Source organism: Neisseria benedictiae (assembly GCF_958267435.1).
Classification (GTDB): Bacteria; Pseudomonadota; Gammaproteobacteria; order Burkholderiales; family Neisseriaceae; genus Neisseria; species Neisseria bergeri.
This window is the reverse complement of the sequence record NZ_CATQFV010000052.1, coordinates 1-13,953: the sequence shown is the minus strand read 5'-3', so window position 1 is coordinate 13,953 and position 13,953 is coordinate 1. Positions and strand designations below refer to the sequence as shown.

Here is a 13,953-nt window from a genome sequence, read left to right as displayed (position 1 = left end):
GCCCACTATGGTTTGCCGTTTTGATTTACAATAATGTCCTTTGCTTTACATTCCGCATACACAATGAATACGCAAGCGCACGCCCCACATACCGATTCCAACACGCTGATGCTCGGCCGATACGCCGAACGCGCCTATCTCGAATACGCCATGAGCGTGGTCAAAGGCCGCGCGCTGCCTGAAGTTTCAGACGGTCAGAAGCCCGTGCAGCGGCGCATTTTGTTTGCGATGCGCGATATGGGTTTGACGGCGGGCGCGAAGCCGGTGAAGTCGGCACGCGTGGTCGGCGAAATTTTGGGCAAATACCATCCGCACGGCGACAGTTCCGCCTATGAGGCGATGGTGCGGATGGCGCAGGATTTTACCTTGCGCTATCCCTTAATCGACGGCATCGGCAACTTCGGTTCGCGCGACGGCGACGGAGCGGCAGCGATGCGTTACACCGAAGCGCGGCTGACACCGATTGCGGAATTGCTGTTGTCCGAAATCAATCAGGGGACGGTGGATTTCGTGCCGAACTACGACGGCGCGTTTGACGAACCGCTGCACCTGCCTGCCCGTCTGCCTATGGTGCTGCTCAACGGTGCATCGGGCATCGCGGTAGGCATGGCAACCGAAATTCCGTCGCACAATTTGAACGAAGTCACGCAGGCAGCGATTGCGCTGTTGAAAAAGCCGACGCTGGAAACTGCCGACCTGATGCAATATATCCCCGCGCCCGATTTTGCCGGCGGCGGTCAAATCATCACTCCGGCGGACGAATTGCGCCGCATTTACGAAACCGGCAAGGGCAGCGTGCGCGTGCGTGCACGTTATGAAATCGAGAAGCTGGCGCGCGGACAGTGGCGCGTCATCGTTACCGAGCTGCCGCCGAACGCCAATTCCGCCAAAATCCTTGCTGAAATCGAAGAACAGACCAACCCGAAACCGAAAGCGGGCAAAAAGCAGCTCAACCAAGACCAGCTCAATACTAAAAAGCTGATGCTGGATTTAATCGACCGCGTGCGCGACGAGTCCGACGGCGAACATCCCGTGCGACTGGTGTTCGAGCCGAAATCTAGCCGCATCGATACCGATACCTTCATCAACACGCTGATGGCGCAAACTTCGCTGGAAGGCAATGTGTCCATGAACTTGGTGATGATGGGCTTGGACAACCGCCCCGCGCAGAAAAACCTGAAAACGATTTTGCAGGAATGGCTGGATTTCCGCGTCGTAACCGTAACACGCCGTCTGAAATTCCGTTTGAACCAAGTGGAAAAACGGCTGCACATCCTCGAAGGCCGTCTGAAAGTCTTTCTGCATATCGACGAAGTGATTAGAGTCATCCGCGAATCAGACGACCCGAAAGCCGATTTGATGGCGGCGTTCGGGCTGACCGAAATCCAAGCCGAAGACATTTTGGAAATCCGCTTGCGTCAGTTGGCGCGTTTGGAAGGTTTCAAACTCGAAAAAGAATTGAACGAATTGCGCGAAGAACAAGGCCGTCTGAATATCCTTTTGGGCGACGAAAACGAAAAACGCAAGCTGATTGTCAAAGAAATGCAGGCGGACATGAAGCAGTTTGGCGACGCGCGCCGCACGCTGGTGGAAGAGGCAGGGCGCGCGGTGCTGACGCAAACCACCGCCGACGAACCCATCACGCTGATTCTGTCGGAAAAAGGCTGGATACGCAGCCGTGCCGGACACAACCTCGATTTGAGCCAAACCGCGTTCAAAGAAGGCGACTGCCTCAAACAAACCCTCGAAGGCAGAACGGTTTTGCCCGTCGTCATTCTCGATTCATTAGGCAGAACCTACACGCTCGATGCCGCCGAAATCCCCGGCGGACGCGGCGACGGCGTGCCGGTTTCCTCCTTAATCGAGCTGCAAAACGGCGCGAAACCCGTTGCGATGTTGACAGGATTGCCGGAACAACATTATTTATTATCAAGCAGCGGCGGCTACGGCTTCATCGCCAAACTGGGCGATATGGTCGGACGCGTGAAAGCGGGTAAAGTGGTCATGACCGTGGACAGCGGCGAAACCGTCCTGCCGCCGGTTGCCGTCTATGCCTCCTCGTTCATCAACCCCGACTGCAAAATCATTGCCGCCACCAGTCAAAACCGCGCCCTCGCCTTCCCCATCGGCGAATTGAAAATTATGGCGAAAGGCAAAGGGCTGCAAATCATCGGATTAAACGCCGGCGAATCGCTGACGCATACCGCCGTTTCTTCCGAGCCGGAAATCCTGATTGAAAGCGAAGGCAGGCGCGGCGCGGCGCACAAAGACCGCATCCCCGTCTCCCTGCTTGAGGCAAAACGCGGCAAAAAAGGCAGACTATTGCCCATATCGGGCAGCCTGAAACAGCTTTCTTCCCCCAAATAAACCCGGTTCCGCACATATTATGGTGATTTCCAACCCCCGCGAACTTGAAAAACTCAAAGACCGAATTCCCAATCTGATCAACATCATCCGCGTCGCCATCGTTTTTCCGCTGATGATTATGCACATCCTCGGGCTGGAAACCGGCAGCCGTGCGAACCTGCACGCTTCGTGGACGGCGTGGGCGTTTTATGTTTGGCTCGCCATTGCCTGCTGGCTGATTTTCTTTTCCATCATCCATCCGCATTGGCAATGGCAGTCGCTGAAAATGCCGCGTTTCAGCGCGGTGGCGGACATCACGATGATCGGCGTGCTGACCTACCTGTTCGGCGGCATCGACTCCGGCTTCGGCATCCTGATCCTGCCCTTCGTCGTCTGCTCCTGCCTGCTCAGCTACGGGCGTTACCCCCTGCTCTATTCCAGCTACGCCGCCATCCTGCTGATATTCAACGCCATTGCCGACGGCAATATCGGCAAATACCCGCTCATATCGGATACCCGTACCGCCTCGGCAACCTTCATCCTTGTCGCCGCCTCCTATCTTTCCGCCATCTTCACCTCACTGTCGGTCAAATACATCGACCGTGCCGGAAAACTCGCCTACGACAGCCATATCGCCTACCACCGCATCAAAGGCTTGAGCCAAACCGTACTCGAACGCGTTCAGGAAGCAGTCGTCGTCATCAATACCGAAGGGCTGGCGGTGCTGTTCAACCGGAAGGCGAAAGACCTTTTCCCCGCGCTCGAAATCGGACGGCGCGCCGATCTGTCCGATTCTGCCGCCGAACTGTGGGATCAAGCCGCTCCGCACACTTTCGAATACGTCCTCGGCACACCCTGCCTGAACGCCGGCATCCGCGCCGTTCCAGTCAACAAAGGGCCGGACAAGCTGCTCATCCTCTACATCCGCCCGCAAAGCGAAATTCAGGCAGAAGCCCTGTCCGTCAAACTTGCCGCGCTCGGACAACTGACCGCCAACCTCGCCCACGAAATCCGCAACCCGATGTCCGCCATCCGCCACGCCAACGACCTGCTGCGCGAAAATATGGAAGCGGGGGCGGCAGATCCGTTCAACGCCAAATTGTGCAAAATCATCGACGGCAACGTCTGCCGTATCGACAAAATGCTCGAAGACATTTCCTCGCTCAACAAGCGCAACAAAACCGAACGCGAAACCATCGACCTGATACCGTTTTGGGAAGAATTCAAACAAGAGTTCCTGCTCGGCCATCCCGATGCCGCCGGCTGCATCCGTCCGGACATTCAAGGCGGCAGCCCGACCGCCTATTTCGATCCCGCCCACCTGCGGCAAATTATGTGGAACCTCGCCAACAACGCGTGGCGGCACAGCCGCAAACAGCCCGGCTCGATTTCCGTCACCATCCGCCCCGCGCAAAAAAACACCGTCTGCATCCTCTTTGCCGACGACGGCGGCGGCGTTCCGCCCGAAGTGCAGGAACACCTGTTCGAACCCTTTTACACCACGGCGGAAAACGGCACCGGCCTCGGGCTGTATGTCGCCCGCGAACTGGCGCACGCCAACTTCGGCGATTTGACCTACCTGCCCGAAGCCAAATGCTTCGAACTCACATTACCGGAAAAAAACAATGACTGAACTGCAACATCCCGTCCTCGTCGTTGATGACGAAACCGATATTCTCGACCTGATGGAAATGACCCTGATGAAAATGGGGCTGCGCGTCCATACCGCGTCAGGCGTTACTGAAGCAAAAAACAAGCTCGACAACCAACGCTATTCGCTCGTCCTGACCGATATGCGTATGCCCGACGGCTCGGGGCTGGAGGTTGTCCAACACATCAACAGCCGTGCACTCGACATCCCGATTGCCGTCATCACCGCCTTCGGCAATGCCGATCAGGCACAGGAAGCGTTGCGTTGCGGCGCGTTCGACTACATCCAAAAACCCATCACCCTCGCCCGGCTGCGTTCCCTCGTCAAATCGGCAATTTCCGTTTCCGAAAACCAAAACAAAATCCCCGAACCGCCCGTTCAGACGGCATCCCCCGTTTCTTCCCCCATGCCGTCTGAAGCCCAGAAACCTGCAAACGCGATACCGACGGCACCGCCCGTTTCCGCCGCCCTTCCCTATGCAGAACCCGATATGCCCCGCCTGCTCGGCAGCTCTCCGCAGATGGTCGAAGTCCGCCACCTCATCCGCCGCCTCGCGCCCGGCAAGGTACCCGTCTATATTTCCGGCGAATCCGGTACAGGTAAAGAACAGGCGGCGCGCACCATACACGAACTGTCCGACCGCGCGGACAAACCCTTCGTCGCCGTCAACTGCGGCGCGATTCCCGAAAACCTGATGGAAAGCGAATTTTTCGGCTACCGCAAAGGCAGCTTTACCGGCGCCGACAAAGACCACGACGGCTTCTTCCGCCACGCCGACGGCGGCACTTTATTTTTGGACGAAGTCGCCGACCTGCCCCTTTCCATGCAGGTCAAACTCCTGCGCGCGATTCAAGAAAAAGCCGTGCGCCGCATCGGCGATACCGCCGAGCAGCCCGTCGATGTCCGCATCGTCTGCGCCACCCACAAAAACCTCGAAGCCCTTGTCGAAAGCGGCGCATTCCGCCAAGACCTGTATTACCGACTCAACGTCGTCAGCCTCAATATGCCGTCCCTGCGTGAAATGCGCGAAGACTTGAAGCTGCTCATCCCCTACCTCCTTTACAAACACAGCCACAACAACTGGCCTTACACACTCGCCCCCGCCGCGCAACAGATGCTCCTGAATTACAGTTATCCAGGCAATTTCCGCGAACTGGAAAACATCCTCGAACGCGCCGTCGCCCTGTGCGTCGGACATACCGTGCAAATCGACGACCTGCAAATCCAAGATGTGCGCCACAAACCCGTTCAGTCCGAAACCACCGCCCGCGCCGCCGATACCTTGCCGTCTGAAACAGCCGCCGCACCGTCCCGCCTCCTGCCGTTCGACCCCGATACCATGCAGATACAGGACTACCTCGACCAAATCGAACGCGACATCATCGAACAAGTCCTCAAACAAACCAAAGGCAACCGCACGCAGGCCGCCAAACTTTTGGGCATCAGCTTCCGTTCCATGCGCTACCGTATGGAACGCCTCAACATAGACTGACGGCAAAACAGCATCCGCACCATCTCCGCCCACCCGAAAAAATGCCGTCTGAAACGGCACGGGAAAGCGGGTTTGCCCCACGCCCGAACGGACACAAAACACCATGACCGACATCCTTATTGACAACACCGCCACCGAAACCGTCCGCGCCCTGATATGGGCATTCCCCCTCGTACCCGTTTCCCAACCGCCCGAACAAGGCAGTTACCTCCTTGCCGAACACGATACCGTCAGCCTCAAGCTTGTCGGGAAAAAAAGCAGCGTCATCGTCGATTTTGCCTCCGGCGCAGCACAATACCGGCGCACAAAAGGCGGGGGCGAACTTATCGCCAAAGCCGTCAACCACACCGCGCACCCCACCGTTTGGGACGCGACCGCAGGATTGGGGCGCGACAGCTTCGTCCTCGCCTCGCTCGGTCTGACCGTTACCGCCTTCGAGCAACATCCCGTCGTCGCCTGCCTGCTTTCAGACGGCATCCGCCGCGCCCTCCTCAATCCCGAAACGCAAGACACCGCCGCACGCATCAACCTCCATTTCGGCAACGCCGCCGAACAAATGCCCGCACTTGTTCAAACACAGGGCAAACCCGACATCGTCTATCTCGACCCGATGTATCCCGAACGCCGCAAAAGTGCCGCCGTCAAAAAAGAAATGGCCTACTTCCACCGGCTCGTCGGCGAGGCGCAAGATGAGGCCGTCCTCCTCCATACCGCCCGACAGACTGCAAAAAAACGCGTCGTCGTCAAACGCCCGCGCCTCGGCGAACACCTTGCCGGACAAGCTCCTGCCTACCAATACACCGGCAAAAGCACCCGCTTCGACGTTTACCTGCCCTACGAACCGGACAACGGATAACACCCCTTCAAGCCCCGATAAAAAATGCCGTCTGAAACCCTGCGTTTCAGACGGCATTTTGACAAGCGGCAAACCTATTTCGGCAATACCAAAAACTTAATCAATAACTCTTTGAACACAAAACCGAACACGCCCAAGCCCAAGACCAAAAACAAAATGGCGATGCCGAATTTGCCCGCTTTAGACTCCTTGCCCAAATTCCAAACGATAAAACCCAAAAAAATAATCAAACCGGTCAGACAGATTTTCAACGCCCAATCGGCAAAAACCGCTTCATCCATATTTCTTCCTATTGTTGATGTGTATGCCATATAAGATAAGGGTTTCAGACGGCATCTGCTGTCCAATGCCGTCTGAAACACGCAATCAGCGTGCGAGTGCCTGTTTCAAATCGTCAATCAAATCGCCAACATATTCCAAACCGACCGACAGGCGCACCAATCCGGGGCGGATGTTGGCGGCGAGTTTTTCTTCGGGCTGCATCCTGCCGTGCGTGGTTGTCCACGGATGGGTAATGGTCGAGCGCACGTCGCCGAGGTTGGCGGTTCGGGAAAAGAGTTCCACGCCGTCCACGACTTTCCACGCCGCTTCTTGGTCGGTGACTTCAAAGCCGATGACGATACCGCCGCCGTTTTGCTGTTTGCGGATAAGCTCCGCCTGCGGATGGTCGGGCAATCCGGTGTAGTAAACGGCTTGAACCTGCGGCTGCGCTTGCAGCCATTGCGCGATTTTCAGGGCGTTGTCGAACTGTTTTTCCATACGCAGCGACAGGGTTTCTACGCCGCCCAACAACTGCCACGCATTAAACGGCGACATTGCCAGCCCGCAAGAGTTGCAGTAAACGGCGACCTGCGCCATCAGTTCTTCCGAACCCGCCAACACGCCGCCCATCACGCGTCCCTGTCCGTCTATGGCTTTGGTCGCGGAGGAAACGGAAATATCCGCGCCGTGTTTCAAAGGCTGCGAGCCGACTGGCGACAGCAGGCTGTTGTCCACCACCAAGAGCGCGCCGATGCTGTGCGCCAATTCCGCCAATGCTTCCAAGTCGGCCACTTCGCCCAAGGGGTTGGACGGCGTTTCCAAAAACAGCAGCTTGGTGTTGGCTTTGACGGCGGCTTTCCATTCGTTTATATCGGTCGGCGAAACGTGGCTCACTTCGATGCCGAATTTGGTAACGATGTTATTGATAAAGCCGACGGTCGTGCCGAACAGGCTGCGGCTGGAAACCACGTGGTCGCCCGCCTGCAGGAAGGTGAAAAACGCCGCCTGAATCGCGGACATGCCGGTCGAAGTGGCGACCGCGCGTTCCGCACCTTCCAAAGCGGCGATGCGTTTTTCAAAGGCGGCTGTAGTCGGGTTGGCGGTACGGGTATAAGTGAAGCCTTTGATTTTTTTTGAAAACAAATCGGCAGCGTGTTGGGCGTTGTCCCACATGAAGCTGCTGGTCAGAAACAAGGCCTGATTGTGTTCGCGATATCCCGTTTGTTCTTTGCCGCCGCGTATGGCGAGCGTTTGCGGATGGAGTTTTTTGCTCATCGGTAATTCCTCGGTTTTGTCCGTTCAAAAACGGGGTGCGCGCCCGTTGTTTAATTTATTAATATTTTGCGCCTGTTCCATAAGGCTTTCAAGTCGGATGAGAATGCAAATGCCGTCTGAACACGGCTTTCAGACGGCATTACAGTCAGCGTTTGTATTTTAATTCGTACTTGATGTCGTTGAGGATTTTGCGGACATCGTGTTCCAACACGTCTTCGACCACCGCGCCAGCCTGTTCGTGCAGCATCTGCTGGAGCTGATAGGTAAAAACCGCCATCTGCTTTTGCACCGCCGTTCGGATGATGCCGTTGACGGTATCGGTCAGATGCGGGCGCAGGCGTTTGATCAGCCGTTCGGTCAGCTCCTGTTCGGACAGGCAGAACACTTCGCGCCGGTTGACGGCTTTCGGGTTCAGAATATTGATTTGGACGGGCATCAACGCCTCTTCCGCACCGCCTTCGCCGTTTTCCGCAACCCCGTCTGCCGCCGTACCGGATTCTGCCGCATCGGCGTTTTCCCCGCCTTCAATCTGTCCGGTTTCAAATTCGGCACTGTCTTTTTTGGCATCGAACCGGATTCTCCGCCGCGATTCGATGTGTTTTTCCGAAACCGACATTTGCAGGGAAGCCTGCGCGTTGAGCCAGTTTTCCTGAAGGACGATCATCGGGTCGGTTTCGACTTCCTCGCCGCATTCGGCAACGGCGGCATTGTGTTCCTCCTGCCATTTTTTCAGATACGCCTTCAACACGCGCTCGCGGCTCCCATCGTCCAGTTTCGGCATCGGCGCGTCCGTTCCGGTTTCAGAGGGGCGGGACAGCGGCGCGTAAGTCGGCACTGCCTTCATACGGCGCGTCTGACGCAGGTTTTCCAAACGTTTTTCCCAATTCGGCTCTTTATCCTGATTGTTTGTATCCATTTTTTCGGCTTCCGGTTCTTATAGTGGATTAACAAAAATCAGGACAAGGCGACGAAGCCGCAGACAGTACAGATAGTACGGAACCGATTCACTTGGTGCTTCAGCACCTTAGAGAATCGTTCTCTTTGAGCTAAGGCGAGGCAACGCCGTACTGGTTTTTGTTAATCCACTATAATCTTTGCAGGCAGACAAACCCGCGCATAAAGCGCGGTTTGATATAATGACGCATTTTAACAGATTTGCGAGGATACATCATGGGCAGCATCGAACAGCGTTTGGAATATCTGGAGGAGGCGAACGACGTGCTGCGTATGCAGAACCACGTCCTGTCCACCGCCTTCAAAGCCTTAATCCGCGCCCTTCCCGCCGACACCGCCGAAATCGCGGTCGAATCCATCCAGCTTGCATTTGAAGACGCACTGGCGGAATTGAACTATGAGGACAGTCCGCATACCGATTTGTTTCACGATGTTACTTATGCGTTTTTCCGTGAAAAAGAACGTTAATTTTATGTTAAACTGATTTTTTAGGCTTTTTGATTACCGAAAGGAATGTTGATGAATATGAAAAAATGGATTGCCGCCGCCCTTGCCTGTTCCGCGCTCGCGCTGTCTGCCTGCGGCGGTCAGGGCAAAGATGCCGCCGCGCCTGCCACCAACCCCGACAAAGTGTACCGCGTGGCTTCCAACGCCGAGTTTGCCCCCTTTGAATCTTTAGACTCGAAAGGCGATGTCGAAGGTTTCGATGTGGATTTGATGAATGCGATGGCGAAGGCGGGCAATTTTAAAATCGAATTCAAACACCAGCCTTGGGACAGCCTCTTTCCCGCTTTGAACAACGGCGATGCGGACGTCGTCATGTCGGGCGTTACCATTACCGACGACCGCAAACAGTCTATGGACTTCAGCGATCCGTATTTTGAAATCACCCAAGTCGTCCTCGTTCCGAAAGGCAAAAAAGTATCTTCTTCCGAAGATTTGAAAAAGATGAACAAAGTCGGCGTGGTTACCGGCTACACGGGCGATTTCTCCGTTTCCAAACTCTTGGGCAACGACAATCCGAAAATCGCGCGCTTTGAAAACGTCCCCCTGATTATCAAAGAACTGGAAAACGGCGGCCTGGATTCCGTGGTCAGCGACAGCGCGGTCATCGCCAATTATGTGAAAAACAACCCGGCCAAAGGAATGGACTTCGTTACCCTGCCCGACTTCACCACCGAACACTACGGCATCGCGGTACGCAAAGGCGACGGGGAAACCTTAAAAGTAATGAACGATGCGTTGAAAAAAGTACGCGAAAGCGGCGAATACGACAAAATCTACGCCAAATATTTTGCAAAAGAAGGCGAACAGGCCGCAAAATAAGCCCACCCGTCCGAACAAAATGCCGTCTGAAGCCCTTTCAGACGGCATTTCTTATTGTCTGTGCCGTTTTGTGTCGGGATGGCAATGTCTAGCAGTGCGGCATTGTTGTGCCGCCATTTGGGTTTTCAGACGGCATCGGGGGCTTCAGACGGCATCGGGGGCTTCAGACGGCATCGCCCCCTCCGCCGTCATTCCCGCGAAAGCGGGAATCCGGTGTGTTCGGTTTCGGTTGTTTTTTTGGGTTTTCGGGTAATTTCCAAATCGTCATTCCCGCGCAGGCGGGAATCCAGACCTTGGGATAGCGGCAATATTCAAAGGTTAGCTGAAGCTTTAGAGGTTCTAGATTCCCGCTTTCGCGGGAATGACGAAATGTTGCGGACGTCAGGGGAATGACGGGGTTTCAGACGGCATCAAATGCTTCGACGGGTTTCAGACGGCATCAAATGCTTCGACGGGTTTCAGACGGCATCAAATGCTTCGACGGGCTTCAGACGGCATCGCCCACCCTCCGCCGTCATTCCCATAAAAACAGAAACCTAAAATTCCGTCATTCCCGCGCAGGTGGGAATCCAGTATGTTCGGTTTCAGTTGTTTTTTGGTTTCGGGTAATTTCCAAATCGTCATTCCCGCTCAGGCGGGAATCCAGACCTTGGGATAGCGGCAATATTCAAAGATTATCTGAAAATTCAGAGGTTCTAGATTCCCGCTTTCGCGGGAATGACGAAAAGTTGCGAACAGCAGGGGGAATGACGAGGTTTCAGACGGCATTGTCCACCTGTTTTGATATGGCGGCAAATTCATCCACGCCGAACAGCGATCCCGAATAGGCGGAAACGGCAAACAAACCGCCGAACCTTTAAACAAACCCACGCCCCAATCAACAAACCGCCCCGACAAACCAAACCGCCGCACCTTAAACAAACCGCCCCGACAAAAAAACAATCCGGAACGCGTCTGACCGTTCCGGATTGTTTTCAGGCGCATCCGCGCATCAAAACATACTGCGCACGCCCATATTGACCTGCCAATTCTGCCGCATCTTGTGCATCGAAGACCTTTGCGCCTCAAAATAAAGCTGCCGTCCGTTTTCGGCATTGCGGCGCACCACGCCCAAACCGTATTCCAGCCAGCCGCCACGGTGTTTGAATTCCTCTACGGCAGAGCCGTTGAACCTGTGGCGGATCGTGCCGATAAATTCGCGTTTGTACATCAGCTTGCCGTAGATGTTCAGCCTGCCGCCGTCCAAACCGTCCACGCCCGCCCGAAAGCCGAACCGCCCCATCAGGCTGCGGAAGTTGTCCGTTTCGGCAGACAGCCCGTTTGACAGCGAAAAGCCGTAGCCGCGCGTAAACCAGTAGGACAACTGCGCTTCCGGCTGCCACCAATAGGTTTTGCCGCCGTCCTGTTTCTCCATCCGCCTGCCGGCTTCGGCGGAAAGCATATAGGCATTCAGGCGCGCTTCGTCCGATTCGACCCGTTTGCCGGAGTAATTGGTCAGCCCGTAGCTGCCCTTATATCGGGCGATGTTGGCGACCAAATCGTAATAAGCCCTGCTTTCCCGGTTGAGCCAGGTGGAATAAACGCCTGCCGTCCTGCCGTAGATTTTGCCGCTGCCGGCGTAGTCTTCGGGGGTGTAGGACGATTGGAGGTGGCGGAGCATCAGCCCTTTGTAATGAATCCATTTGTCGCCGAACCCCGTCCGGTTGAAGCCGCCGGCAAAGCCCCAATAGCGGTTGCCGTAGCCGCCCACGCGGTAATCGCTGCGGCTGCCGGCGAATTTTCCGCCGACGCGTTTGATCCAGACGTTGTTGTCTTCCTGCGGCGTTCCGTCGGCGTGGATTTCGCCCATACGCTGCACCAGCGTTTCATCGGAAACCGCGTTCAACTGATATAACGCCTCGCCGAAAAGGACGCCGCTCGATGCGCCCGTCGACAATGTGGCCGGGTAGAGGTAGAAGTCCCGCTTGCCGTCGGGGGTAATTTCGACATATTTGGAGTTTTCCGACTCGCCCAACTTGAAGCACCACGCCCCGTGTTCCGTACATTTGACGTGCAGTTTATAGGATGCCCCGCCGCCTGCCGACCCCTGATTTTCGACCAGCTTTAAAAATTCCCTGCCCGTCGTTGGTGCCTTGGCATTGTCTTCATATTCGATGATGTGTACGCCTTCGCTGCCTTCGCGCGTAATCAGCTTGTCCGACTTGCCGCTCACGATGTTGCCCTGCATCTTGAACACGCCGCCGTTTCCCTTCAGGCTGGATACGGAGACGTTTACATTCCTGCCGCCGTCCGAAAAGCTCACTTCCGCGCCGTTGCTGATGTCCAATCCGTTGATTTTTGAAGTATTCTGTACATTCCAGCGCGCGCCGTCCTTCATCGTCATATTGATGGATGACACGCTGTCTTTACGGTTTTCCTCAAACAGGGGTTGTCCGCTGGGCGGATTATCGGGATCGTCGGGATCGCCGGTATATTGTCGTTTGCCGATATGGGCTTCCCCGTTGAGATAAGAATTTTTGTTTTTCAGGTTTAAATCTATCACGCCGCCGTTGAGGACGTGGATGTCGCCGTCGATTTGCACCGTTCCGTCGCCCTTGATGTCCACGCTGCTGTTTTTACCGTCCACATTCAAAGCGTCGCCGATGGATTTTTGTTTCCCACTTTCTTCAAGCACCGGCTGCACGTCGATTTTGACATCGCTATGGAAGGTGGCACGGTTGTACGAATCTTCCGGCACATCCTCGCTGCTGCCGCTTTTTTTCGGCAGGTTTCCCACATAAACACCGTAGTTTTCGGCATCCTTCTTATCGCCGCGATCCACCTTGATGCTGACCCCGCCGTGAAAATCCATTTCGGTCTGGTTGACGACCGTTTTGCTCGTTCCCGACGTGCTGATGGTTACATCCTTATATTGCGTTATCGAGATGCCGCGCCCGCGCGTACGCCCGGATTGGACGTATATGTTCAGATTGGAACCTGCTTCCGACTCGATTTTGGTATGGTTTTTGATTTCTTTGGAATATCGCCCTTTATGATTCTTAAATAACTGTATGCCGTTCCCTTGGGTTTTGTCGCTTGTTTTGGTGCCGTCTGTATAAAGATAGTTGTTTCCCTTAAAGGTCAGGGTTGTGTCCGACATACCGTTAGGGTTTGACAACTCATCGTTTGCGAAAATAGCATTCGTTGTAGAGCTATTTTTGACCGATACGTTTTCCAAGGTAATGTCGTTGCCCTTTGCCTCATAGGTTTTGTCTGCAAACAAAATCCCGGCATTTGGAGCAGTTGACGGAAGCGTGTATCGACCGCTGCTCACCGACCCATTAGGTTTTGTCTTTTCGATGGTCCAATGCGCGGGTTCTTTCAACACTTCGCCCCTTGCATCTTTCAACAACGCTTCACCACTTACATCTGTCAAATCTTTTTCACCGAGAGTAGGGTTGCCCTTGACGGTAATGATATTTTTCGCGCCTTTGCCATTGGCGGCAATCACCAGGGAATTAATCGGCGTAACGGCAGTTTCGCCCGAATAATCTAAAGTATGTTCGTTGATCTGATTTCGGTTCGCCGCTACTGCCGCCGTATACCTGGTGTTTTCAATAATGCCGTTATTAGTGGCGGCAATGCTTTTTTCCGTACCCGCAGCCAGCAGGCAGGAAGAAAGGAGGCAGCGGGCGATTGTTTCATCTTTCATAAGTTTTCCACACTTCTTGCATATTATCCTTAATTTTATATCAACAGGGTAATCCAATCAAAAAAAAAAAAAAAAAAAAAAAAAAAAAAATTTTTTTTTTT

General features: G+C 54.7%; 13 protein-coding genes. 8 read left to right on the top strand and 5 right to left on the bottom strand.

Translation table 11 applies throughout. The features are described from left to right. Positions 1-63: 63 nt before the first annotated feature. From parC to Q3O12_RS05165, 4 genes are all read left to right on the top strand, one after another. Entirely contained in the window at positions 64-2,367 is a 2,304-nt protein-coding gene (gene parC, locus Q3O12_RS05180) for a DNA topoisomerase IV subunit A (protein ID WP_301669634.1), read from the top strand. A gap of 19 nt (positions 2,368-2,386) precedes the next feature. After that, entirely contained in the window at positions 2,387-3,979 is a 1,593-nt protein-coding gene (locus Q3O12_RS05175; protein ID WP_301669633.1) for a sensor histidine kinase, read from the top strand. After that, positions 3,972-5,489: a sigma-54-dependent transcriptional regulator gene (locus Q3O12_RS05170; protein WP_301669632.1), complete on the top strand. Its 1,518-nt coding sequence runs from the start codon at positions 3,972-3,974 to the stop codon at positions 5,487-5,489. The genes Q3O12_RS05175 and Q3O12_RS05170 overlap by 8 nt, the downstream gene beginning before the upstream one ends. A gap of 103 nt (positions 5,490-5,592) precedes the next feature. Continuing rightward, positions 5,593-6,345 (top strand): class I SAM-dependent methyltransferase, encoded by a 753-nt coding sequence (locus Q3O12_RS05165; RefSeq protein WP_301669631.1) that lies wholly within the window; start codon positions 5,593-5,595, stop codon positions 6,343-6,345. Between the two features lie 74 nt (positions 6,346-6,419). On the opposite strand, the gene Q3O12_RS05160 is transcribed toward Q3O12_RS05165, so the two are convergent. The 3 genes from Q3O12_RS05160 to Q3O12_RS05150 form a co-directional block, all read right to left on the bottom strand. After that, positions 6,420-6,626 carry a DUF2788 domain-containing protein gene (locus tag Q3O12_RS05160; RefSeq protein WP_002212781.1) on the bottom strand — a complete coding sequence of 69 codons (207 nt, stop codon included), beginning with the start codon at positions 6,624-6,626 and terminating at the stop codon, positions 6,420-6,422. An 85-nt stretch (positions 6,627-6,711) separates the two neighbouring features. Further along, positions 6,712-7,881: an O-succinylhomoserine sulfhydrylase gene (gene metZ / locus Q3O12_RS05155; RefSeq protein ID WP_301669630.1), complete on the bottom strand. Its 1,170-nt coding sequence runs from the start codon at positions 7,879-7,881 to the stop codon at positions 6,712-6,714. Between the two features lie 145 nt (positions 7,882-8,026). After that, entirely contained in the window at positions 8,027-8,797 is a 771-nt protein-coding gene (locus Q3O12_RS05150) for a hypothetical protein (RefSeq protein ID WP_301669629.1), read from the bottom strand. A 254-nt stretch (positions 8,798-9,051) separates the two neighbouring features. Between Q3O12_RS05150 and Q3O12_RS05145 the strand changes: the two genes are divergently transcribed. From Q3O12_RS05145 to Q3O12_RS05130, 4 genes are all read left to right on the top strand, one after another. Further along, positions 9,052-9,303, top strand: coding sequence for an NGO1151 family protein (locus tag Q3O12_RS05145; protein ID WP_107819397.1), 252 nt, complete (start codon positions 9,052-9,054; stop codon positions 9,301-9,303). A 51-nt stretch (positions 9,304-9,354) separates the two neighbouring features. Beyond that, a complete protein-coding gene (locus tag Q3O12_RS05140; protein ID WP_301669628.1) occupies positions 9,355-10,161 on the top strand; it encodes a basic amino acid ABC transporter substrate-binding protein in 807 nt (268 codons plus the stop codon). A gap of 19 nt (positions 10,162-10,180) precedes the next feature. Continuing rightward, positions 10,181-10,414, top strand: coding sequence for a hypothetical protein (locus tag Q3O12_RS05135; protein WP_301669627.1), 234 nt, complete (start codon positions 10,181-10,183; stop codon positions 10,412-10,414). 161 nt (positions 10,415-10,575) lie between these two features. Beyond that, a complete protein-coding gene (locus tag Q3O12_RS05130) occupies positions 10,576-10,701 on the top strand; it encodes a hypothetical protein (RefSeq protein WP_301669626.1) in 126 nt (41 codons plus the stop codon). Positions 10,702-10,791: 90 nt separating this feature from the next. Here the strand turns inward: Q3O12_RS05130 and Q3O12_RS05125 are convergent, their stop codons facing one another. Together Q3O12_RS05125 and Q3O12_RS05120 are read right to left on the bottom strand one after the other, a co-directional pair. Continuing rightward, positions 10,792-10,929 carry a hypothetical protein gene (locus Q3O12_RS05125; RefSeq protein ID WP_301669625.1) on the bottom strand — a complete coding sequence of 46 codons (138 nt, stop codon included), beginning with the start codon at positions 10,927-10,929 and terminating at the stop codon, positions 10,792-10,794. 223 nt (positions 10,930-11,152) lie between these two features. After that, positions 11,153-13,852, bottom strand: a complete 2,700-nt coding sequence (locus Q3O12_RS05120; RefSeq protein WP_301669624.1) for an autotransporter outer membrane beta-barrel domain-containing protein — start codon at positions 13,850-13,852, stop codon at positions 11,153-11,155. Between the last annotated feature and the right edge of the window lie 101 nt (positions 13,853-13,953).

Excerpts from the sequence above, each read along its gene's own strand:
- metZ (WP_301669630.1), bottom strand. The coding sequence starts at position 7,881 with ATGAGCAAAAAACTCCATCCGCAAACGCTCGCCATACGCGGCGGCAAA.
- Q3O12_RS05140 (WP_301669628.1), top strand. The coding sequence starts at position 9,355 with ATGAATATGAAAAAATGGATTGCCGCCGCCCTTGCCTGTTCCGCGCTC.
- Q3O12_RS05125 (WP_301669625.1), bottom strand. The coding sequence starts at position 10,929 with ATGCCGTCTGAAACCTCGTCATTCCCCCTGCTGTTCGCAACTTTTCGT.
- Q3O12_RS05160 (WP_002212781.1), bottom strand. The coding sequence starts at position 6,626 with ATGGATGAAGCGGTTTTTGCCGATTGGGCGTTGAAAATCTGTCTGACC.
- Q3O12_RS05165 (WP_301669631.1), top strand. The coding sequence starts at position 5,593 with ATGACCGACATCCTTATTGACAACACCGCCACCGAAACCGTCCGCGCC.
- parC (WP_301669634.1), top strand. The coding sequence starts at position 64 with ATGAATACGCAAGCGCACGCCCCACATACCGATTCCAACACGCTGATG.
- Q3O12_RS05175 (WP_301669633.1), top strand. The coding sequence starts at position 2,387 with ATGGTGATTTCCAACCCCCGCGAACTTGAAAAACTCAAAGACCGAATT.
- Q3O12_RS05130 (WP_301669626.1), top strand. The coding sequence starts at position 10,576 with ATGCTTCGACGGGTTTCAGACGGCATCAAATGCTTCGACGGGTTTCAG.
- Q3O12_RS05170 (WP_301669632.1), top strand. The coding sequence starts at position 3,972 with ATGACTGAACTGCAACATCCCGTCCTCGTCGTTGATGACGAAACCGAT.
- Q3O12_RS05150 (WP_301669629.1), bottom strand. The coding sequence starts at position 8,797 with ATGGATACAAACAATCAGGATAAAGAGCCGAATTGGGAAAAACGTTTG.
- Q3O12_RS05145 (WP_107819397.1), top strand. The coding sequence starts at position 9,052 with ATGGGCAGCATCGAACAGCGTTTGGAATATCTGGAGGAGGCGAACGAC.
- Q3O12_RS05135 (WP_301669627.1), top strand. The coding sequence starts at position 10,181 with ATGCCGTCTGAAGCCCTTTCAGACGGCATTTCTTATTGTCTGTGCCGT.
- Q3O12_RS05120 (WP_301669624.1), bottom strand. The coding sequence starts at position 13,852 with ATGAAAGATGAAACAATCGCCCGCTGCCTCCTTTCTTCCTGCCTGCTG.